Genomic DNA, 22932 nt, shown 5'->3' on the forward strand with positions numbered 1-22932 from the left:
TTTTGAAATATCAAATTTTTTCTTAATTACGTGATTTATGAAATGGGAAATTTGATCGTAAAAGGGTGAAAATTAGGAAAAAATAATATCTGATTTGATTGTAATGAGGTCTTAGCAGTTATAAATGCAATTCTATATATACGTGTAGCAAATTAATATTATTGTATCATTTAGAGATAATATAAGTTGATTTGGGCATGAAAGATAGATTGTTGGGTAGAATAGCACCTTTAATTTTTAAAAGTGATATACAATTCTATATCATTTAAAGCTTTATAATGAGAGAGTTAAGGTTTTGGAAATCTTAAAAAGTTTAAAAAATCATAAAGTTTTTATAAAAAGACAAAAAAGGTTGTAAATGTTTTTGTATTTATAAAATATGTTGTACTTTTACAACGCCTTGAATGAGGGAACAAGTCAAGGTAATAAATTTTTTTTCATCATTTGTGTTTTTAGAATCGTATCGCCTGATACGATTCTTTTTTATTTTTCATAGTTTAGGAGAAGGTCGATGAAATAAGAATAAGTGACGGAACCGTCCTGCTGATTGCTTTTAAGGAAGAGGTTATTGGTAAAGCCGAAGAAGTCATCCAGCAGGCCCTGATGTTTTCTGACAAACATTTTCTCATACATCCTGTCCCGTTTCATGGCCGGAGAATAATTCCGGATCACATATTTGACAAACTCCGGATCTTCCTGTACCACAAAATTGAGAAGGCTTTTAAGCGTAAAGTATTCCGTACTGTAGCGAAGCTCTTTATTATCGGTACGGGTTCCTATCAGGTACCCGATGAAATTGGCTTCCTGTTCCCTGGCAAAGCCAAGCTGATGGGAGCTTTCATGAGCAGAAGTAAAAGGAATAAATGTGGAAGGCAGCTGAGAATTGTATTGTGCTTCGGCAGTAAACGGATTGTAGTATCCGAGAATGCCTGTAAAGCTCATGACATTTTTAAACAGGCTGGGTTTAAAAGAATTGATCTGCGGCGCATATTTTCCTGAAATATAAACAGGAAGATTTTCCTGTTGCTTGAGAATTTCCTTTTGAACTGCTTTAAGGTCCGTGACGATAAAAATACCATTCTTATCTTCATGAACTTCCTGTCTGGTCCGTTTGCATTGATCCAGATAATGTAAGGCCAGCCTTTTGGCTTTGCCGTAATCAGGTTCCCGCTGGCTGGCCAGTTTTTTAATAATCGGAGTCTGGAAATACAGCATTCCCCAGAAGACCTGATATACAAAATACAGCAGGTTGATCAGGATCAGAAGGCTAAACAAGGATTTCCGGCGTTTCTTTTTTACCAGGCAGCCCGTAAAAAGGTAAACGAGGGCAATCCCCAGTATAATATAGAAGATATCTCCAGCGGAAAATGGGATCCATGAAAAAATTAACTGATGGATCCTCTTTTGCAGCTCAAAAAACCGGCTGAAGAAAGTGATCATTGCTTCAGACCTGGAGAACATGAAAAACAAAAGAAATTGGGCAAGTAATATACCTGCCCAAAACCTTTTTTTCTTATATATTGTTTTTATTCTAATGGCCACTGCCTTTTGAAATTTTATCTAGGTCAATACCCTGTGATTTTAAGATTCCGCTTACACGGATGGCATAGAACGCAAGATACGCAAAACATAAAACTCCTACAATATAACTTGAATGGATATCTGTTAAGTCGGCTACATACCCCTGGACAAGGCTCACGATTCCGCCGCCCATAATCATCATGATCAGCAATCCTGATCCCTGGTTCGTATGTTTGCCCAGTCCGTTGATCGCTAAGGCAAAAATACATGGCCACAGGGTAGAACAGAAAAGACCTACACTGGTAAAAGCGTATACGGAAACCATTCCGGTGGTAAACATACCGATAAGGAGTGCGACAATACCGGCAGAGGAGAAAATAAGCAGCATCCTGGCCGGGTTTCCTTTGCTCAATACATCACATACGATCATCACTACAATGATGGCTGCATACACATAGAACGGAGAAAGCTCGTGATTGGCTAAGGCGTTAACCAGTAAAAATACCCCGAAAGCCAGGTAAGGTGCCAGAAATCTCAGAATCTTTTTAAAACCTGCGCTGATATCAAATGCATCCACAGCTCCGGTCCAACGGCCGATCATCAGTGAAGCCCAGTATAATGAAATGTAAGGCGCTACATCTTTCGTATCAAAGCCTAAGTCTTTTTCCATATAGGCAGGAAGGTTACTTGCGGTAGACACTTCAACCCCTACATATAAGAAAATGGCGATCATCCCCATAATCAGCTGCGGATACTGTAATGCAGATTTCCTGTGTTCCCCCGGTACAGCATCATCCGTATTTTCCTCGATAGTGGGCGTAACGGATGGAAGGGAAGAAAATTTCAGCATAATGGCTACCAGTACAAAAGCAGCTCCCAGGATAAGGTAAGGAATCTTCACACTTTCCACACTGGCCTCCGTATTTCCTGCTGTTGCAGATCCGAAGATAGCAAAAGACACAATAAGAGGACCGATGGTTGTTCCCAGGTTATTGATTCCCCCTGCCATGGTAAGCCTTTGCGAGCCTGTTTCGGAAGGTCCTACTTCAATGGCCAGCGGATTGGCTACAATCTGCTGCAATGAAAAGCCCAGCCCTACAATGAAAAGCCCGGAAATCATCAACGGGAAAGAAGCGAGATTGGCGGCAGGATAAAAAAGCAGAGTTCCCAGGGCAGATATAAGGAGCCCGACGATCAGTCCGTTCTTATATCCGATCTTATTCACAAGGTCCTGTTTAAGCCCTTTGGAAATCGCCATATAGATTAAAGAACCTACTGTGTATGCCACATAGAAACAAATCTGGACATACATACTTTCGGTCTGTGACAGGTTAAATGCTTTTTTGAATACCGGGATCAGAATATCATTACTTGCAGCAATAAATCCCCAGAAAAAGAATACAGTAACCAGAGGGACAAACTGGCCCCAGTTGGTTTGCTTTGAATAACTCGACATATTTGTTAAAAATTTCTTAATAACAAATATAATTTTATTTATTGTTAATACAACGTTCCAGAAGAGTTTTTTTTATTGTCTCAAAAGAAGACATTTTTAGCTCTTTTGATGATAAGGTAGGCTCAATGATTCCGTTAAAATAGACTTTTACCTTACCGGGATAGCCTTCTGAGGCTTTAAACGGAAACATTTCCTTTAATCCTATAAAGGTAAAGACTACGATAGGCGAGTTGTGTTTCGAAGAAAGGATAAAAGCTCCGTCTTTGAATTCATCGAGCATAATGGACGTGTCATCCGGAACACCTCCTTCAGGAAAAATCACAATGCTGTTGCCTTCTTCCATTTTTTCAGCACACCTCCTGTAGACATCCGCACGGCTCCGGGCACTTTGACGGTCAACCATCACGCAGATCCTTTTATATATGGTTCCGAAAATAGGAATTTTCACCAGCTCCTGTTTTCCAACGAAGCATATCGGATGATCCGGGCAGAGGATGCACATCAGCATGATATCCATAATGGAAGTATGGTTGGAGATAAAGACATACTGCTGGTTTTTATCCAGCTTCTGCGGGGACAGCTTCGTCAGTTCATACCGCAGCCCCATCCCGAAGAACATGCAGTAGCTCCAGTATCGTACAAAACGGTAGGCGTAACGGTAATGCTTTTTATTAAAGGATAATATATAAACCGGTATCCCGAACAGGATCGTAAAAACAAATGCAATCAGGCAAAGCCATCCTCTCCAAAGGTAATTCAGAATCTTGCTCACAGGTTTAGCCATTAAAAATTACTTTCTTTTTAACCGAATAATTAAGGACGGAAACCAGGATGATCGCAGAAACCTTACTGATCATCTCAGGGCTTAACGTGTAAAAACCAAGATTGATGTTATCCTTGAATACAAAGCTGTAAAAAACCTGGAAAAACCCTAAGCTTATCAGAGTAGACATCAGTGATACGGCCATGAAGTAGGCAAACTCCTTTTTTTTGGAGTGCTTTCCACGTTCAAATACAAACCAGATGCTGAGGAAATAATTCGTAATAATCCCGCAGCTGGTAGAAAAAATATTGCTTAAGGGATAGTGGATTCCGTGAAAGTTGGTTTCCCTGAGAAAAAAATGCGGAAGAGAAGTACTGAAAATTTTAAAACTTCCGATCTCTACAACGGCACTGAGGCCTCCTGCGATGATAAAGAACAATATCTGTTTCTGCCGTAATAGTATTTCTCTCATTCTCTTGATATGATATGCAAATTTATATAACTATATGTTAAAGCCTGAAAAAAGTTGTTAAAATTTTTTTTAGATTCAAAAATATGTCTAAATTTAATTTTCAGAACGACAGTATGTAACCTGATAATAAATTTATTTTCAGCCTTTTAGGTTGATGTTTTTTTTCTATCTTGTAATTCATTAGAATGCCTACCCTGCCGCATATTACCTTTTGTTCCAAATATTATTTACATGAAACGTCAAAATAAATACAGGAAATTTCAGCTTCAGGAGAAAAATATTGAAGCCCTTGAAAAAGAGAACTCCCGCTTCAAACGGGTTTATTCTGAATATGAAAATATGTCCAATGAACTGTGGAATCTCGAGAATTCTGCAGGTGAACCTGTTCCTGATGATTTCATCAATGCCATGATCCTTCAGACCTCCTATCTGGAAGACGAAATAGAAGACTGGCTGATCCGTTTCAACAATCAAAAAGCTGATATAAAACATTAATAATTATCCCTTGCCACCCGGCTGACTATAAAGCTATGTGAAGATAAATTCATAATTTAGCATCCTTAAAATAAAATGCTAAATATGGTTGCTATTGTAGATGGCGGATCTACCAAATGCGATTGGGTGATTCTGGATGATTTCAAAAAAGTGTTTCTGAAAACAGAAACCATTGGCTTCAACCCCAATAATATTGCAGCCGAGCTTATCGTACCGGAGATTGAGAACAATATCAACCTTGTTACCGTACGAAACTCCATAACCAGGATTTTCTTCTATGGCTCAGGCTGTGGAATAGCCGAAAACTGTTCCATTATAGAACGGGAGCTTGGGAAGTTCTTTACCAAAGCGGAGATCATGGCCACTGAAGACCTTAAAGCTGCAGCATATGCTGCTTACAACGGAAAGCCTGCCATTGCCTGTATCCTGGGTACCGGATCCAATTCATGTTACTTCGACGGGAAGGATATTAAAGTGAAACTTCCGTCACTGGGATTTCTTATGGGTGATGAGGGCAGCGGAAGCTCAATCGGGAAACAGCTGGTGAGAAGATTTTTCATGCAGAAGCTTCCTCAGGATCTCCATGCTGAATTTGAGGAAACCTACCATCTTACCATAGACGAAGCCCTGAAAAATATGTACCATACCTCCAGGCCTAATGCCTATTTAGCCAATTTCAACAAGTTTGTGGCGGAGCGGAAAGATCACCCGTACTTTCAGAAAATGATTTTTGATGAAATGATGAACTTTTTCGATTACCAGGTCCTTCCTTACGAAGAGTCAAAATTTGCGGAAATCAATTTCATCGGGTCCATTGCCTATTATTACGAAAATATTTTACGTTCTGCTGCGGCAGAACTTCACCTGAATGTGGGACATGTTGTACAGAAGCCGATTGAGAGCTTAGTCAACTACCATATCAAATATATACTTTAATCAAATAAAGAATCTTATGTCAGACAAAACCAACCGCGACGAGAAAAAATTCAGTCAGGCCGCGTTAGATTACCATAAAGCAGAACCCAAAGGAAAAATAGAGGTGATTCCTTCAAAGCCCCATTCTTCCCAGAGGGACCTGTCATTAGCCTATTCTCCGGGTGTAGCCGTGCCGTGTATGGAAATTCACCACAAGCCTGAAACCGTATATGATTATACCGGAAAAGGAAACCTGGTAGCCGTTATTTCCAATGGTACTGCAGTTCTTGGCCTTGGCGATATCGGGGCAGAAGCTTCAAAGCCGGTCATGGAAGGAAAAGGGCTTTTATTTAAAATTTTTGCTGATATCAATGTCTTCGATATTGAAATCGATGAAAAAGATCCGGATAAGTTTATTGAAATTGTAAAGGGAATTGCGCCTACCTTCGGGGGAATCAACTTGGAAGATATCAAAGCTCCGGAAGCTTTTTACATCGAGCAGAGGCTTAAAGAAGAGCTGGATATTCCGTTGATGCACGATGACCAGCATGGAACCGCCATTATTTCAGCAGCAGCATTGATCAATGCATTGCAGATTGCCAATAAGAATATTGATGAGGTAAAGATGGTGGTAAACGGTGCGGGAGCGGCTGCAGTTGCGTGTACCAAATTGTATATTGCACTTGGGCTTAAGAAAGAAAATGTGCTGATGTGCGACAGTAAAGGAGTAATCAACCATAAAAGGGAAAACCTTACCCCTGAAAAGCTGGATTTCGTTGCACAGACCGATATAGAAACATTAGAGGATGCTGTAAAGGGTGCCGATGTTTTCGTAGGATTATCCAAAGGGAACGTCATGACGCCGGAAATGCTCATGAGCATGGGTGAGAACCCTATTGTGTTTGCCCTGGCCAATCCGGATCCGGAAATTGCTTATGATGTCGCGCTGGAAACCCGTAAGGATGTGATCATGGCTACCGGAAGAAGTGATTTTCCTAACCAGGTGAACAATGTTCTCGGTTTCCCGTATATTTTCCGTGGAGCCCTTGATGTTCAGGCAAGAGGAATCAACGAAGCCATGAAACTGGCAGCTGTACATGCCATAGCCAACCTGGCAAAAGAGCCGGTGCCTGAAGCGGTGATTCTTGCTTACAACCTTCAGAATTTACAGTTCGGCAGGGAATATTTCATTCCTAAGCCGTTTGATAACCGGCTTATTACCAAAGTATCCAGTGCTGTAGCCAAAGCAGCAGTGGAGAGCGGAATTGCCGGGAAGACCATAGAAGATTTCGAAGAATATGAAAACCAGTTGCTCGACCGTATGGGAAGGGATGAAAAACTGGTAAGGATGATGCAGAACCGTGCGAAATCCAATCCGAAAAGAATTACTTTGGGAAATGCCGAAGAATATAATGTGCTGAAAGCGGCTCAGATCCTGTATGAAGAAGGCATTGCCTATCCCAGCCTTTTAGGAAATAAGAAATACATCAAAGAACAGATGGAGCGTTTCGGGATTGAACTGGATGTCCCGATTATTGATCCGAGCGATGACGACCAGAAGGAAAACAGGAAGAAGTACAGGGAGACCCTCTGGAAACTGCGTCAGCGTAAAGGCATGAACGAATACAAAGCCAAAAGGTTTGTGCGCCAGAGAGACTACTTCGGTCCATTGATGCTGAGGCATGGAGATACGGATGGATTGATCGTAGGATTCTCCAAAAATTATACTTCTGTCCTGCGTCCTGTCCTGGAGGTTATTGAGAAAGATAAAGGTGTAGATAAAATTGCTGCCATGATGATGATCCTGTCTGAGAAGAAACCTATCTTCTTTGCAGATACCTCCATTAATGACAATCCTACGGCTGAAGACCTTGTCAATATTGCTAAAATGGCGGAAATTACCGTAAAGACATTTGCTATTGAGCCGAGAATTGCCATGTTAGGATTTGAAAACTTTGCGGCTATTTCAGAAACTTCTAAAAAGGTAGCTAAAGCCGTAAGCATCCTGCATGAAAAATTCCCTAAAATGATTGTGGACGGGGAAATCCAGCCGGATTTTGCCATGAATGCAGACCATTTAAGCGATTACCCGTTCTCTAAACTGGGAACAACGCCTGCCAATACATTCATTTTCCCTAACCTGGAAAGTGCAAACCTTTCCTATAAAATTATCAGGGGAATGAAAGTGGCACAGGTAATCGGCCCGATCCTGATGGGATTAAAGCAGCCGGTGCACGTCCTGCAGATGCGTTCCAGTGTAGATGAAATCGTAAATCTGGCTACCGTTGCCGTACTGGACGCCCAGCGCAGGGAAAAGAAAGAGAATGGGAAATAACCGATTCTGATTATTTTATAAATACACACAAAACTCCAATTTTTTGGAGTTTTTTCTTTTTTACAGATGAATTTTTAGAGAGATTAAGCCATATGATTTCATTCGTTTGTGAAATGAAAATTTAAATTAGTTTAAATTACTATATTTGGGAGTTTTAAAAATTAATAATGATATTTTCTTTACAAGGCGTAGTTCAGGAACTTACGCCAACCTACGCCGTCATCAATGTGCAGGGAGTCGGCTATTATATCGGCATCAGCCTGATGACTTCACAGACTCTGACGCTTCGTCAGGAAGCTTTTCTATATACCCAGCAGATCATCCGGGAAGATGCGCACCTGCTTTTCGGTTTTAACACCCGTTCAGAAAAAGAGATGTTCAATCTGTTAATAAGCGTTAACGGAGTAGGGGCGGTCTCTGCTCTTATTTTATTGTCTACGCTCAGCCTGGAAGAAATTGCTTCGGCCATTCTTTCCTCCAACAGTGCACTGATCCAGAAAGCAAAGGGCATCGGGGCTAAAACTGCCGAGAGGATCATCGTGGATTTAAAGGATAAAGTCCAAAAATTCAGCAATCCCGAGGAAAATATTTCTACCCTCGCAAATAATAAAGTGAAGGAAGAATCGTTATCTGCATTAGAAGTTTTGGGAATCCCGAAACGGATGAGCGAGAAAATTGCAGACCGTATTATCAAACAAAATCCAGATGTTTCCGTAGAAGAACTGGTAAAACAAATTTTAAAAAATATTTAACACTTGGTGGCAAAGAATAAGTATCTTAAAATATTCCTGTTCCTGTCTTTTTTATGTATTTCCATAGGTGCCTCTGCACAGCAGGTACGGGATACGGCAATCATTAAAAAAGATTATCAGCTGGCAGATCCAACCCAGTACGAGGCGTACTATGATATAAAGACCGGGATGTACTATGTCTATCCCAAGGTAGGCAACACCTTCACAGGGCCTCCTGTAGCCATGTCTCCGGAAGATTATAAACTCTTTATGCTGGCTAACCAGTCCAGGGCTTATTACAAAGAAAAATCAGACCGGTACAGCCTGATGTTCAGGAAAGACAAGGCAGCTGCTGCAAGAAAAGGGCTTATTCCTTCATTAACCATCAACAACCGGCTTTTTGAAACCATTTTCGGAAGCAATAAAATTGAAATCATTCCTTCGGGATATGCATCTTTCGACTTTGCCGGATTATACCAGAAAATTGACAACCCGCTGATCCTGCCTCAGAACAGGACCAGCTTTACTTTTGATATTGATCAGAGGATCCAGCTTGGATTGTTGGGAAAAGTAGGTGAAAACCTTCAGCTCAAAGCCAATTATGATACTCAGAGCGGATTTGCCTTTGAAAACAGGATGAATCTTGTCTGGCAGTCCAAAGGAAGCTGGAAAGACCTTCAGTCCAAAGGTCTGGACGATGTTAATAAACCCAGTGCGGGAGGAGAAGATAAAATTATCAAAAGAGTTGAGTTCGGTAATGTAAATATGCCGCTTTCAACCAGTCTGATCCGGGGATCGCAGTCCTTGTTCGGGGTGAAAACCGAATTTCAGCTCGGGAAAACCTACGGAACCGTAGTGCTTTCTCAGCAGCAGGGTGAAGCGAGGAATATCGTCGTACAGGGTGGTGGCGTTATGAATACATTCAAATTGAATGCCATAGATTATGAAGATAACCAGCACTACTTTTTAGGTCACTATTTCGTTAACGGCTATGACAATGCTTTGCTGAATTATCCTCAGATCAATTCCAAAATTAATATTACCCGTCTGGAAGTATGGGTGCTGGATCAGGGGAACAGTAACCTGGCTTATCAGAAAAGTATTGTCGGGATCAGGGATTTGGGTGAAGGTGCTTCCGGATTACCGGATAACAGCCAGAACGGATTGTACCAGTCAGTGTCCACAACTATGGGAACAAGGGATGCCGGAACGAACTACGGTGATATTCTGCAGGGACAGACCTTCCCGGGCTCTACCGAAACGTATCAGAACGGCGAACAGTTCATTTTCAATAAAAAAGCTAGACGTCTTAATACCAATGAATATATCCTTCAGCCACAGTTAGGGTATATTTCCCTGAACCAGAGGCTGAATGACGGGCAGCTCCTTGCCGTCTCGTATTCTTATACCGTCAACGGATCCAATCAGGTGTATAAAGTAGGGGAGTTCTCAGAAGAGAGCCAGGTACTGGTAACCAAAGTGCTGAGGTCCAACAGCAGCGTGAAAACCACATCGCCGATGTGGGACCTGATGATGAAGAATATCTATTCCCTGGATGCAAGCCAGGTAAATCCGGACGGATTCATCCTGAACGTATTGTACAGGGATGCGCAGACCGGAGGTAAAGTCAATTACCTTCCGAATACTTCCGTTCAGGATACCAACCTCCTGAAATTGCTTAACTGGGACCGCCTGAACCTTAACGGTGACTTGCAGACCAACGGAGGAAAAACAGGAGACGGGATTTTCGATTTTGTCAACGGAATTACCATCAGGCCGGAAACCGGTAAGCTGATCTTTACAAAAGTACAGCCGTTCGGTAGCTATATGGCGCAGGTACTGGGAAGCAACAATCCGCAGTATGTTTACTCCGATCTTTATACCCAGCAGAAACAGCAGGCTATTTCAAGCAATCTGTCCCAGCGGTATACCCTTGAAGGCCGGTACAAAGGAACGCAAGGGCAGGGGATTTCCTTAGGCGCAGTGAATGTTCCTCAGGGATCCGTAAAAGTGAGCGCCAATGGGGTGCAGCTGACCGAAGGAGTAGATTATACGGTCGATTATATGCTGGGAACCGTGACCATTATCAACGAACAGGTAAAACAGTCCGGACAGGCAATCAATATTTCATTGGAGAACCAACTGACCTTCAACACCCAGCGGAAAAGATTTTTGGGAGTTAACCTCGAAAGAAGGTTCAGTGAAAACTTTATCCTGGGAGGAACCGTAGTCAATTATTCCGAATCTCCGCTGACCCAGAAAGTCAACTACGGACAGGAAGCCGTAAATAATACCATGGCGGGCATCAATCTGATGTATAACAATCAGCTACCATTCCTGACGAGGCTTACCGATAAATTACCATTGGTAAAAACCGAAGCGCCATCCAACCTGAACTTTAAGATGGAAGCAGCCTATTTGCTTCCGGGAATCAATAAGGGAACCAATGACCAGTCGTATATTGACGACTTTGAGCAGACAACCTCCAAGATCTCCCTAAAGGAACCAACTGCCTGGAGCCTGGCTTCAAAACCGGAAAAAAACCAGTCGGATCCTTTATTCCAGGGAGCAGGAGCAGGGAACAGCCTTACGAATGGTTTCGGAAGAGGATTGCTATCCTGGTATAATATTGACCCAAGGTTCTGGGGGGTAGGCGGAAGGGCTCCGGCCGGTATTACACCGCAGTCGGTTTCCAACCATGCTTCCAGAAGGGTGCAGTTCTCTGAGATTTACAACAACAGGGATTTTGTGGCCGGTGAGCAGACCTTTACTAATACTTTTGATATTTCTTACTATCCTCAGGAAAGAGGTCCTTATAACGTCAATCCGAACACAGAAACCACCCAGCAGCGTTGGGCAGGGATCATGAGGCCGATCAGCGTATCCAACTTTGTAAACTCCAATATCGAATATGTGGAATTCTGGATGATGGATCCTTATGCGGATGGAAATACCCTGGGAGCAGCGCCAAAACTTTTACTGCAGTTAGGAAACGTATCGGAAGATATCCTCAAAGATGGTTATATGCAGTACGAAAACGGATTGCCGACGCCATCAGTTCCGTCTACCACAACCAATTCCAATTTAGGGGTGCAGCCGAAACAGCCTCCGATTCTTTATGCATTCTCAAGTGAAGGTGCGGACAGGACTGCGCAGGATGCAGGATATGATGGTCTGACGTCTGATCAGGAAGCGGCTAAATTCGGGAATACCTTCATCAATCCGGTAACCAATGTTTCCGACCCTGCTGTGGATGATTTCGTATTTTATTTATCGGAAAAATTTACCGGTGGACAGGCTTCATCCCTCGTACAGAGGTACAAATATTTCAGGGGTCCTGAAGGCAACTCGCAGAGCAACTCCCTGGAGGTGTCTACGCAGACTCCGGATGCAGAAGATATCAACAAGGATTATAACCTTGACCAGACAGAAGATTATAATGAATATGTAGTCAACCTTGACCAGGCAAGCCTTGGCTTGGGAACGAACAACAATATCGTAGATGTAAAAACTGTTCAGGCTCAGTTCCAGAACGGGCAGACTTCACAGGTGAAATGGTACCTGTTCAGGATTCCGGTCTCTAATATTAATATGGCGGGATCAGGCGGTAATCATGATATTTCAATCCTGAACAATGTACGTTTTGCAAGATTGATGCTGAAAGGTTTTGACCAGACCTCTACGTTAAGGTTTGCCACCATGGATCTGGTCCGTTCAGACTGGAGAAGGTATCCTAAGAATATTGCCGTTTCCGGAACTGATCCTGCAACCAATGAAGGAACAGCTAATGTCACTGATCCGGGTAACTTTGAAATCGGAAGTGTAAATATTGAAGAGAATGCCCTGAACCAGCCACCGTATGTATTGCCTCCGGGAATAGACAGGCAGGTTTTAAGCGGAAATGCCGGAGCGCAGAGGCAGAATGAAGCTTCCTTGTATCTTAAATCACGTGCCCTTCCGGCAGGAGAAGCGAGAGGGGTATTTAAGAATACGACTCTGGACATGAGAAGGTATAAGAAGCTGAAATTATTTGTCCATGCGGAAGATATAGATAACCAGGTAACCGGTATGGATCAGCGGACTAAATTCTTTATCCGTTTTGGTAGTGATGCTACAGATAATTATTATGAATACGAAGCATCCCTTCAGATCACTCCTAAAACCGCTACAACACCAATGGAAATCTGGCCGATGGATAACGAAGTGGATTTAGACATCCAGGATTTCGTGGATGCCAAAATTAGGAGAGACAAGAGCTTCCCTACAGGAATCGTAGCCAGACGTGCAGACCCTGTATTTGGTGGTGGTGTCAACTTTAAGAAGATTTATATCAAAGGTCGACCGAGTCTGGGTAATGTTACCACTATTATGATCGGTATCAGGCATGAACCCACTAGAGTTTCCGGCTCACCTATCAACAGAATCCTGTGGGTCAATGAAATCCGCCTTTCTGAAATTGAAAATGATGGTGGATATGCCGGAAATGCCAGCCTAAACTTCAACCTGGGAGATTTTGCCGTCGTGAATACCAGTGCTTCCTATACTTCTGTAGGTTTCGGGAACATTGATTCCAAGCCGGCGGAAAGAAACCAGTCTACGCAATCGGCATTCAGCATCAATACCGCGGTGAATGTAGACAAGCTCCTTCCGGAAAAGACAGGGGTGAAAATCCCTCTGAACTATTCCTATTCGCAAACCATTGAAGATCCGAAGTACAACCCTCTGGATACCGATGTGGAATTCAGCAAAGCCGCCAATAAGGAGCAACTGAAAAAGGTAGCGAGAACCTATACCCAGCAAAGAAGTATCGGGGTAGTCAATATGCGGAAAGAAAGAGTGAACCAGCAAAGCAAACCGAAATTCTATGATATAGAAAACGTCTCGGTAACGGCCGTCTACAATGATGATTTCTACCGGGATATTTATACCAAGAGAAATTACAGGCAGTACCTGAGAGGATATGTTGATTACAACTATACATTTAAGCCTTGGGTGATAAAGCCGTTCAATAAAATGATCAGTGATACGGCCAAGTCAACCAAATACCTGAGATGGGTCAAAGAATTCAATTTCAATCCGGTTCCGACCAGGCTGTCCTTCCGTACAGAGATCGACAGGAACTACAATGAACTTGAGTTCAGGAATATTGATGCCATCCTCAACGGGAATTACGCTGATGAATTTGCAGCCATCAAAAACAGGAACTTCTATTTTGGCTGGCAGTACGGTCTAGGATTTAATTTCACGAAATCTTTAAAGCTTGAAATTAATTCTGCCATGAGAACCCTGAATGATAACATGGATGTGAATATGATGGATAATACCTCGATATTCGGAAATGTTTTCAGGGCAGGTAGGCCGGTATTGTACAACCACAGGGTACAGCTGAATTACAAGCTGCCGTTCCAGTACTTCCCTTTCCTGGATTTCATCGATGCAGAACTGGGGTACGGATTTACCTACAACTGGAATGCGAGAAGTACCGTAATGACATCATTTGTCAACCCGGATAGTGGAAGGCCTGAAAGCTTAGGATCGATAGGGCAGAATACCAATGTTATCCAGGCTACTGCTACAGCAGACTTTAACAGGTTCTTCGGGCAGTTCAAATATTTCAAGAATATTTCGACAAAGCTTCAGAAAAGAAGACAGGAAATCGATTCCCTGAATAATGCCTATACCCAGCAATGGGAAAAGAAGAAGTTCAGCTTTAAAAGATATAAGTTCAAAAACAGGCTGACTCCTTTCCAGAGTGCCGCTTATCTGCTGACCTCATTCAGGCAGTTGGACATTAACTATTCTGAGAACAACGGAACCGTACTTCCCGGAATATTGTCTGCACCGAACTGGTACGGTTACGGGCAGACATTAGGTGGACCTACCGTAGGCTTCCTTTTAGGGTCACAGGCTGATGTAAGGCGCATCGTGATGGAAAATGGATGGGTTAGCAATTCCCCGTATATGACAGACCCGTATGTGCGGATGTCTACACGGGAGCTGAGGGCTAATCTTCAGGTAGTGCCGATCAGCGATTTCAGGATAGACCTGAACGGGATCCACACGTATAACCGCAATTTCTCCCATACGGGCTTCAATTATGTCGATGCATCAGGCTTTGCCAATCCTGACTATACTTTTGCCAATGACCTGGTAACGTATTCCAATTCGGTCATCCTGTTGAAAACTTCATTTACAGATGGCCAGGCGGTGTACCAGTCGATCAGGCAGAATGCGAAGATTATCTCCCAGCAGTTGGGCGGTGCGCTCGGTGCCGATGGATTTACCCAGGGACACAGTATTGCCAATGCATATGTTCTGATTCCAGCCTTCCGTTCTGCAGTTGAAGGAAGTGCTCCGAAGCAGATCGGTGATGCTAAAAAAGCAGGATTGCCGCTGCCGAACTGGAAGATTACCTATTCAGGTCTGAGGAACATCCCGATCATCAATGGGCAATTCTCGAAATTCGACCTGTTGCACGGATACACGGCTACCTATACAGCGGGCGGTGTACAATCAAGCATTGATTACTTCAACAGCCTGAGCAAGCCTTTGGAAGACCGACTTGATGTCAACGGGGATTATATCAATCCATTCACTTTTGCGCAGGTGGGTTATGTGGAAAACTTCTCTCCGTTGATTGGTGTAGATGTAACCATGAGAAACAATATGCAGTTCGGATTACAGTACAACAGGATGAGGACTTTGCTCCTCGGATTGGTGAACCATACCTTAACCGAAGATGCCAACTCGGAATATGTTGTCCGGGTAGGATATATCATCCGTAATTTCACATTGGGAATGACCAACGTCCGGGGACGAGGGAAAGCCAAAGGTGCCGACCTTAACATCAGAGGGGATTTCTCACTGAGAGACAGCCGGACCAGCATCACCAACATCCTTCTTGATGACTCTCAGATCACCGGAGGACAAAGGCTGCTGAACATTAAGCTGTCCGCAGACTATAATGTTTCCCAAAACCTTAATTTAAGGGTATTCTACGAACAGATGACCTCAAGATACAAGATCTCAACAGCATTCCCATTGTCTACGATCAGAGCCGGACTATCCGCGACGTTCACTTTTGGGGATTCGGGAGGATTCTAAAAATGCAGTAAATAAAAAATGTCTTTCAATTCGGAAGACATTTTTTATATCTGATATTTGAAGCTTCTGGAATTTTAAATACATTTGTACAAAATAAAATTAAAAATGAACACACCATCAGAATTAAAGTACACCAAAGATCACGAATGGATCAAAATTGAAGGTAACGTAGCGACCATCGGTATTACAGACTTCGCTCAGGGAGAGCTGGGAGATATCGTATATGTGGACGTGGATACTGTAGATGACGATCTTGAAGGAGGTGCGGTTTTCGGAAGTGTAGAAGCGGTAAAAACAGTTTCAGACCTATTCTTGCCGGTAGCGGGGAAAGTGATTGAATTCAATGCAGAGCTGGAAGATCAGCCGGAGCTTCTGAATTCAGATCCGTATGGAAAAGGATGGATCATCAAAGTGGAATTAGCTGATGGTGCAGATCAGTCCGAATTGCTTTCTGCTGAAGAATACCAGGAAGTCATTGGATAAGATTTCAAACATATTTACTAAGATATTGCCCATTTATTGGGCATTTCTTACTTATATGCTCCTCAAGCCGGGAGAAGAAAACCATGAATACTGGTTTATGTTCAACGGCATCGACAAGGTACTGCACCTGAGTATCTTTGCTGCATTGGGCTTTTGTTTGATAGCAGCCTTTCCCAAAATCAGATTCTCATACTTCATTCAGATCATTCTTATCTATGCTTTCCTCACCGAAATCCTCCAGGAAGAGATGGGGCTCGGCAGATCCATGGAAACATTGGATGTAGTGGCAGACGCCATCGGTTGCCTGATCGGATATACGGCTTATAAAGTCCTGATCAGACGTTTCTTCTAATTATCAGTATTTTTCCTTTTATTTCTATTCTCCTTTTTTGGAGCCTTTTCCCGCTTTCCGCTCATACTCCTCGCGCCTTTGCTTTTACCGGGGCGTGCTGCGGGGTACCCGCTGCAATCGGGGCTAGGGCAGAGGACAGGGTTGGAGAGGTAGAGGGCTAAAGCGTTAGAGGGTGGGAGGGATGTAGCGTTGAAAGGTGATGAGCAATGAGCAATGGAAGATAATTGATGATTGATGATTAAGAGTGATGAGTCATGAATTATAATTATTTTCTTAATGCTTTACCTTTAATATCTAATATCTAATGTCTGGTGTCTTGCATCTGAAATCTAAAATCTTGTGTCTGATATACCGTTTAATTTTCAGATATTCCTAGACATCCTTTATATATATCTTGACATCATATTACTTTAAAGTTGTGATAGTACAACGATCGTCTTCCATCATTATTATTATAAAGCCTCTGCATTGATAAGTACTGATATTATCATGAACATGTCCGCATGCTCATTAATCCCTGTAAGCTAAACTTATAACTCATAACTCATAATTTATAACTCATAACATATCATTCATCATTGATCAATCATCATTCATCAGTTATCATTTATCTTTCATTACCCATTACCCATTACTTATGCGATGATCCCTGTGGATAAGTACAGCTGTTCTCGTAAGTGCTGTTATTACAGGGCCCTACCGTACCATTTTCCCCACAAAGTAAAATTAATATGAACTTTATGTTAAATAAATTTGGAAGTTGTGGGTTGAAGGTTCTATCTTTGCCCCACTGAAAACGAGAGTATATCAGTAAGCGCAGAAGGGCTTTTAGATAAGCGGTATAATTTTAAGAGAGTTACTTTAGAGATACGATGAAATCGGATTGATTGCTGAAAAACTTTTTGAAAAAAAAGTTGTGGGAGTTAAAAAGTTTTGTATCTTTGCAATCCCAAACAACGGGAGCGCAGGAGTAGATGACCTAAGGGTTTAGAGAGGGTTAAGGTTAAGAAAAAAAAACTTTAAAATTTCTTTCAGAAACATTTGGTCAAATCAAAATAAAGTTTTACTTTTGCACTCGCAAATACGAAGCGAAACACTGACAGAGAGAAAGTAGTTTTGTAGGAAGCGAAAGAAAAAAGATCATTGACATACAATATAACAACCAAGTAAGGAAAAACTAAAGCGTTAAAAAACTTTGAGTGAGCCAAGACAAACATACAATGGAGAGTTTGATCCTGGCTCAGGATGAACGCTAGCGGGAGGCCTAACACATGCAAGCTGAGCGGTAGAGATCTTTCGGGATCTTGAGAGCGGCGTACGGGTGCGGAACACGTGTGCAACCTGCCTTTATCAGGGGGATAGCCTTTCGAAAGGAAGATTAATACTCCATAATATATTAAATGGCATCATTTGATATTGAAAACTCCGGTGGATAGAGATGGGCACGCGCAAGATTAGATAGTTGGTGAGGTAACGGCTCACCAAGTCGATGATCTTTAGGGGGCCTGAGAGGGTGATCCCCCACACTGGTACTGAGACACGGACCAGACTCCTACGGGAGGCAGCAGTGAGGAATATTGGACAATGGGTTAGCGCCTGATCCAGCCATCCCGCGTGAAGGACGACGGCCCTATGGGTTGTAAACTTCTTTTGTACAGGGATAAACCTATTTACGTGTAAATAGCTGAAGGTACTGTACGAATAAGCACCGGCTAACTCCGTGCCAGCAGCCGCGGTAATACGGAGGGTGCAAGCGTTATCCGGATTTATTGGGTTTAAAGGGTCCGTAGGCGGATGTGTAAGTCAGTGGTGAAATCTCACAGCTTAACTGTGAAACTGCCATTGATACTGCATGTCTTGAGTAAGGTAGAAGTGGCTGGAATAAGTAGTGTAGCGGTGAAATGCATAGATATTACTTAGAACACCAATTGCGAAGGCAGGTCACTATGTCTTAACTGACGCTGATGGACGAAAGCGTGGGGAGCGAACAGGATTAGATACCCTGGTAGTCCACGCCGTAAACGATGCTAACTCGTTTTTGGGTTTTCGGATTCAGAGACTAAGCGAAAGTGATAAGTTAGCCACCTGGGGAGTACGTTCGCAAGAATGAAACTCAAAGGAATTGACGGGGGCCCGCACAAGCGGTGGATTATGTGGTTTAATTCGATGATACGCGAGGAACCTTACCAAGGCTTAAATGGGAATTGATCGGTTTAGAAATAGACCTTCCTTCGGGCAATTTTCAAGGTGCTGCATGGTTGTCGTCAGCTCGTGCCGTGAGGTGTTAGGTTAAGTCCTGCAACGAGCGCAACCCCTGTTACTAGTTGCTACCATTAAGTTGAGGACTCTAGTAAGACTGCCTACGCAAGTAGAGAGGAAGGTGGGGATGACGTCAAATCATCACGGCCCTTACGCCTTGGGCCACACACGTAATACAATGGCAGGTACAGAGGGCAGCTACACAGCGATGTGATGCGAATCTCGAAAGCCTGTCTCAGTTCGGATTGGAGTCTGCAACTCGACTCTATGAAGCTGGAATCGCTAGTAATCGCGCATCAGCCATGGCGCGGTGAATACGTTCCCGGGCCTTGTACACACCGCCCGTCAAGCCATGGAAGTCTGGGGTACCTGAAGTCGGTGACCGTAAAAGGAGCTGCCTAGGGTAAAACAGGTAACTAGGGCTAAGTCGTAACAAGGTAGCCGTACCGGAAGGTGCGGCTGGAACATCTCATTTTAGAGCGTCTTATAGACGATAAACAAAATTAGTATCGCAAGATACGTTGGACTTACTTAAAGTAAAGCTTTAGTTTTTTTATTGGTTGATTTATATTAAAAATACAAACCCACTAGAAATTAGTAAAAGGGAGGAAGAGATTTTAGATTATAAATGATAGATTTTAGATTTGAAAATTAATTTAAAATTCAAAATTTAAAATTTAAAATTACATGAAGTCTCGTAGCTCAGCTGGTTAGAGCGCTACACTGATAATGTAGAGGTCGGCAGTTCGAGCCTGCCCGAGACTACTAATTGAAGGGATTAAGATATTGAGAAATTAAGGAATTAAGAAATTAGCGCGAGCAGATCTCTTAATCTCAAAATCTCTAAATTTTTTAATCTTAACTAGAGGGGGAATTAGCTCAGCTGGCTAGAGCGCCTGCCTTGCACGCAGGAGGTCAAGGGTTCGACTCCCTTATTCTCCACATATTGTACGGAGTACTACGGTACAGAAGTATGATGTATGAGGGTAATAAAAGGATATGTGTATTCTACATAATGACGGAGCCGTCATTAATACATATTACTTGGTTACTTAAGTACAAGCAAATAAGATCATTGACATTAACGGTAAAGACATCACAAAGAGAAAACCGAGCACTTATAAGTGCTTGAGTAACCTAAAAATAGGAAAGAAATCGTTAAGGGCGTATGGCGGATGCCTAGGCTTTCAGAGGCGAAGAAGGACGTGGTAAGCTGCGAAAAGCTCGGGGGATTGGCACACACGAATTGATCCCGAGATGTCCGAATGGGGCAACCCGGCATGTTGAAGACATGTCACTCTAATTTATTAGAGAGCAAACCCGGAGAACTGAAACATCTAAGTACCCGGAGGAAAAGAAATCGAAGAGATTCCGTAAGTAGTGGCGAGCGAAAGCGGATTAGCCCAAAAGTCTTTATATATTTAGAAGAACGTACTGGAAAGTGCGGCCATAGACGGTGATAGCCCGGTAATCGAAAGGTATATATAGATGATAAATGAGTATGGCGGGACACGTGAAATCCTGTCTGAATATGGGGGGACCATCCTCCAAGGCTAAATACTCCTGAAAGACCGATAGTGAACAAGTACTGTGAAGGAAAGGTGAAAAGCACTTCGAATAGAAGGGTGAAATAGAACCTGAAACCGTACGCCTACAAGCGGTCGGAGCACTGATATGGTGTGACGGCGTGCCTTTTGCATAATGAGCCTACGAGTTAATTTTACTAGCGAGGTTAAGGACTTAAGGTCCGGAGCCGGAGCGAAAGCGAGTCTGAATAGGGCGCATAGTTAGTAGGATTAGACGCGAAACCTTGTGATCTACCCATGGGCAGGTTGAAGCTCTGGTAACACAGAGTGGAGGACCGAACCGGTTGACGTTGAAAAGTCTTCGGATGACCTGTGGGTAGGGGTGAAAGGCCAATCAAACTGGGAGATAGCTCGTACTCTCCGAAATGCATTTAGGTGCAGCGTCGATATATAGTTTATTAGAGGTAGAGCTACTGATTGGATGCGGGGGTTTCATCGCCTACCAATTCCTGACAAACTCCGAATGCTAATAAATGATGGTCGGCAGTGAGGGCATGGGTGCTAAGGTCCATGTCCGAAAGGGAAAGAACCCAGACCAACAGCTAAGGTCCCTAAATATATGCTAAGTTGAAACAACGCGGTTGGACTGCATTGACAGCTAGGATGTTGGCTTGGAAGCAGCCATTCATTTAAAGAGTGCGTAACAGCTCACTAGTCGAGCGGTCCGGCATGGATAATAATCGGGCATAAGCATATTACCGAAGCTATGGGATTAATTAAATTAATCGGTAGGAGAGCATTCTATCGGCGTAGAAGCTGAGTCGTGAGGCTTGGTGGAGCTTATAGAAAAGAAAATGTAGGCATAAGTAACGATAAAGGGGGCGAGAAACCCCCTCACCGAAAGACTAAGGTTTCCTCAGCCATGCTAATCAGCTGAGGGTTAGTCGGGACCTAACGCGAACCCGAAAGGGGTAGTGGATGGACAATGGGTTAATATTCCCATACTTGCTCACACTAAAAAGGGGACGGTTCAATGTAGCTACTGGAGACTGACGGAATAGTCAAGGCCTAGCCTTCGGGCGAAGCTGCTGTAGTGAACTTGGATCCAAGAAAAGCCGAAGTGAAGCAACCCGTACCAAAACCGACACAGGTGGTCGAGGAGAGAATCCTAAGGTGCTCGAGTGAGTCGTGGCTAAGGAACTAGGCAAAATAGTCTCGTAACTTCGGAAGAAGAGACGCCAGCAGCAATGCTGGCCGCAGTGAAGAGGCCCAGGCGACTGTTTATCAAAAACACAGGACTCTGCTAAATCGAAAGATGCTGTATAGGGTCTGACACCTGCCCGGTGCTGGAAGGTTAAGGAAGGGCGTTAGCGTAAGCGAAGCGTTTGACTGAAGCCCCAGTAAACGGCGGCCGTAACTATAACGGTCCTAAGGTAGCGAAATTCCTTGTCGGGTAAGTTCCGACCTGCACGAATGGTGTAACGATCTGGGCACTGTCTCAGCCACGAGCTCGGTGAAATTGTAGTATCGGTGAAGATGCCGATTACCCGCAATGGGACGAAAAGACCCTGTGAACCTTTACTATAACTTCGTATTGACTTTGAGTAAGTAATGTGTAGGATAGGTGGGAGGCTTTGAAGCTGGCACGCTAGTGTCGGTGGAGCCAACGTTGAAATACCACCCTTTACTTACTTGGAGCCTAACTTCTTTTAGAAGGACATTGCGTGGTGGGTAGTTTGACTGGGGTGGTCGCCTCCAAAAGAGTAACGGAGGCTTTCAAAGGTACCCTCAGCACGCTTGGTAACCGTGCGTAGAGTGTAATGGCATAAGGGTGCTTGACTGTGAGACCTACAAGTCGATCAGGTGCGAAAGCAGGACATAGTGATCCGGTGGTTCCGTATGGAAGGGCCATCGCTCATAGGATAAAAGGTACTCCGGGGATAACAGGCTAGTCTCCCCCAAGAGCTCACATCGACGGGGAGGTTCGGCACCTCGATGTCGGCTCGTCACATCCTGGGGCTGGAGAAGGTCCCAAGGGTTGGGCTGTTCGCCCATTAAAGTGGCACGCGAGCTGGGTTCAGAACGTCGTGAGACAGTTCGGTCTCTATCTATTGCGGGCGTTAGATGTTTGAGAGGGCTTGATTCTAGTACGAGAGGACCGAATTGAACAAACCTCTGGTGTATCAGTTGTACCGCCAGGTGCACCGCTGAGTAGCTACGTTTGGAAGAGATAAACACTGAAAGCATATAAGTGTGAAACTCGCCTCAAGATGAGACATCTTTTAAGGGTCGTGGGAGATGACCACGTTGATAGGCTACAGGTGTAAAGTTGGTAACAGCATAGCCGAGTAGTACTAATTACCCGTAGATTTATAGCCTATAAGGTTGCAGTAAGCTTAAAGCAGTATGCTGTAAGCCAAGCCTTATAAGTGCGCTACTGGTTTTGCCTTTGTGATGAAATTTACCGATAAAATATGTAACATGTACCCTTGTAAAAAGTATTAATGAAAATCATGAATA

Annotated in this window: 11 protein-coding genes, 2 tRNA genes and 2 rRNA genes; 11 read left to right on the forward strand and 4 right to left on the reverse strand. The window is 43.3% G+C overall.

Annotated elements, in window-relative coordinates:
- Positions 1-483 precede the first annotated feature (483 nt).
- From CGB83_RS15520 to CGB83_RS15535, 4 genes are read right to left on the reverse strand one after another with little or no spacing between them, the layout of a single operon-like run.
- Positions 484-1536: a DUF3810 domain-containing protein gene (locus CGB83_RS15520; protein WP_418219572.1), complete on the reverse strand. Its 1053-nt coding sequence runs from the start codon at positions 1534-1536 to the stop codon at positions 484-486.
- Positions 1532-2977 (reverse strand): sugar MFS transporter, encoded by a 1446-nt coding sequence (locus CGB83_RS15525; RefSeq protein ID WP_100076625.1) that lies wholly within the window; start codon positions 2975-2977, stop codon positions 1532-1534. The genes CGB83_RS15520 and CGB83_RS15525 overlap by 5 nt, the downstream gene beginning before the upstream one ends.
- A gap of 34 nt (positions 2978-3011) precedes the next feature.
- Positions 3012-3761: a lysophospholipid acyltransferase family protein gene (locus CGB83_RS15530; RefSeq protein WP_100076626.1), complete on the reverse strand. Its 750-nt coding sequence runs from the start codon at positions 3759-3761 to the stop codon at positions 3012-3014.
- Positions 3754-4212, reverse strand: a complete 459-nt coding sequence (locus CGB83_RS15535; protein ID WP_100076627.1) for a GtrA family protein — start codon at positions 4210-4212, stop codon at positions 3754-3756. Before CGB83_RS15535 ends, CGB83_RS15530 begins: the two co-directional genes overlap by 8 nt.
- 231 nt (positions 4213-4443) lie before the next feature.
- On the opposite strand from CGB83_RS15535, the gene CGB83_RS15540 reads away from it, so the two are divergent.
- The 11 genes from CGB83_RS15540 (at position 4444) to CGB83_RS15590 (ending at position 22790) form a co-directional block, all read left to right on the forward strand.
- Positions 4444-4707 (forward strand): hypothetical protein, encoded by a 264-nt coding sequence (locus tag CGB83_RS15540; protein WP_100076628.1) that lies wholly within the window; start codon positions 4444-4446, stop codon positions 4705-4707.
- A gap of 84 nt (positions 4708-4791) precedes the next feature.
- On the forward strand, positions 4792-5643 hold the full coding sequence (locus CGB83_RS15545) for a BadF/BadG/BcrA/BcrD ATPase family protein (protein ID WP_100076629.1): 852 nt from the start codon (positions 4792-4794) through the stop codon (positions 5641-5643).
- 16 nt (positions 5644-5659) lie between these two features.
- The gene (locus CGB83_RS15550) at positions 5660-7957 is read left to right on the forward strand and encodes an NADP-dependent malic enzyme (RefSeq protein WP_100076630.1); all 2298 of its coding nucleotides are present in this window, start codon (positions 5660-5662) and stop codon (positions 7955-7957) included.
- A gap of 167 nt (positions 7958-8124) precedes the next feature.
- The gene (gene ruvA, locus CGB83_RS15555) at positions 8125-8709 is read left to right on the forward strand and encodes a Holliday junction branch migration protein RuvA (protein WP_100076631.1); all 585 of its coding nucleotides are present in this window, start codon (positions 8125-8127) and stop codon (positions 8707-8709) included.
- Between the two features lie 6 nt (positions 8710-8715).
- Positions 8716-15792: a T9SS outer membrane translocon Sov/SprA gene (sov, locus tag CGB83_RS15560; protein ID WP_100076632.1), complete on the forward strand. Its 7077-nt coding sequence runs from the start codon at positions 8716-8718 to the stop codon at positions 15790-15792.
- Positions 15793-15897: 105 nt separating this feature from the next.
- Positions 15898-16275 carry a glycine cleavage system protein GcvH gene (gene gcvH, locus CGB83_RS15565; RefSeq protein ID WP_100076633.1) on the forward strand — a complete coding sequence of 126 codons (378 nt, stop codon included), beginning with the start codon at positions 15898-15900 and terminating at the stop codon, positions 16273-16275.
- 55 nt (positions 16276-16330) lie between these two features.
- Positions 16331-16627: a VanZ family protein gene (locus tag CGB83_RS15570; RefSeq protein ID WP_335621863.1), complete on the forward strand. Its 297-nt coding sequence runs from the start codon at positions 16331-16333 to the stop codon at positions 16625-16627.
- A 1217-nt stretch (positions 16628-17844) separates the two neighbouring features.
- A 16S ribosomal RNA gene (locus tag CGB83_RS15575) occupies positions 17845-19361 on the forward strand.
- A gap of 216 nt (positions 19362-19577) precedes the next feature.
- Positions 19578-19651 (forward strand) — tRNA-Ile (locus CGB83_RS15580).
- A 103-nt stretch (positions 19652-19754) separates the two neighbouring features.
- A tRNA-Ala gene (locus tag CGB83_RS15585) sits at positions 19755-19828 on the forward strand.
- Positions 19829-20034: 206 nt separating this feature from the next.
- Positions 20035-22790: ribosomal RNA gene (locus CGB83_RS15590) — 23S ribosomal RNA — on the forward strand.
- Together the 16S and 23S rRNA genes with 2 tRNA genes alongside form the textbook arrangement of a ribosomal RNA operon.
- Positions 22791-22932: the final 142 nt, after the last annotated feature.

Origin of the sequence: Chryseobacterium camelliae (assembly GCF_002770595.1) — a bacterium.
Classification (GTDB): Bacteria; Bacteroidota; Bacteroidia; order Flavobacteriales; family Weeksellaceae; genus Chryseobacterium; species Chryseobacterium camelliae.

Excerpts from the sequence above, each read along its gene's own strand:
- CGB83_RS15525 (WP_100076625.1), bottom strand. The coding sequence starts at position 2,977 with ATGTCGAGTTATTCAAAGCAAACCAACTGGGGCCAGTTTGTCCCTCTG.
- CGB83_RS15530 (WP_100076626.1), bottom strand. The coding sequence starts at position 3,761 with ATGGCTAAACCTGTGAGCAAGATTCTGAATTACCTTTGGAGAGGATGG.
- CGB83_RS15535 (WP_100076627.1), bottom strand. The coding sequence starts at position 4,212 with ATGAGAGAAATACTATTACGGCAGAAACAGATATTGTTCTTTATCATC.
- CGB83_RS15540 (WP_100076628.1), top strand. The coding sequence starts at position 4,444 with ATGAAACGTCAAAATAAATACAGGAAATTTCAGCTTCAGGAGAAAAAT.
- CGB83_RS15545 (WP_100076629.1), top strand. The coding sequence starts at position 4,792 with ATGGTTGCTATTGTAGATGGCGGATCTACCAAATGCGATTGGGTGATT.
- CGB83_RS15550 (WP_100076630.1), top strand. The coding sequence starts at position 5,660 with ATGTCAGACAAAACCAACCGCGACGAGAAAAAATTCAGTCAGGCCGCG.
- ruvA (WP_100076631.1), top strand. The coding sequence starts at position 8,125 with ATGATATTTTCTTTACAAGGCGTAGTTCAGGAACTTACGCCAACCTAC.
- gcvH (WP_100076633.1), top strand. The coding sequence starts at position 15,898 with ATGAACACACCATCAGAATTAAAGTACACCAAAGATCACGAATGGATC.
- CGB83_RS15570 (WP_335621863.1), top strand. The coding sequence starts at position 16,331 with ATGCTCCTCAAGCCGGGAGAAGAAAACCATGAATACTGGTTTATGTTC.